Source organism: Halalkalibacter lacteus (assembly GCF_036663595.1).
Classification (GTDB): domain Bacteria; phylum Bacillota; class Bacilli; order Bacillales; family Bacillaceae_D; genus Halalkalibacter; species Halalkalibacter lacteus.
Genome location: NZ_JAWRVL010000340.1, coordinates 1 through 252 on the forward strand (window position 1 = coordinate 1; position 252 = coordinate 252).

Genomic DNA, 252 nt, shown 5'->3' on the forward strand with positions numbered 1-252 from the left:
GAACGATCGCCGCCACACGCTGAAGCTGTTCGGCAGCTACGAGATCAGCGACGAGTGGGCCGTCGGTGCCAACCTGCTGGTGGCCTCGGGCCGCCCGATCAACTGCATCGGCGCCTACGGCAACCGCTGGGAGCACGGCTATGGCGCCAGCTACTTCTCGTGCGACGAAGGGCAGCCCGGCCCGAGGTACCTGCCGGACGGTTCGCCGAACCCGGAGTGGGAGAGCAACGGTCGCACGATCGTGCCGCGCGG

Annotated in this window: 1 protein-coding gene; it reads left to right on the forward strand. The window is 69.0% G+C overall.

What is annotated here, in order from left to right:
- A partial coding sequence (locus tag SAZ04_RS22580) for a hypothetical protein (protein ID WP_332699948.1) occupies positions 1–252 on the forward strand: 252 nt, incomplete at both ends.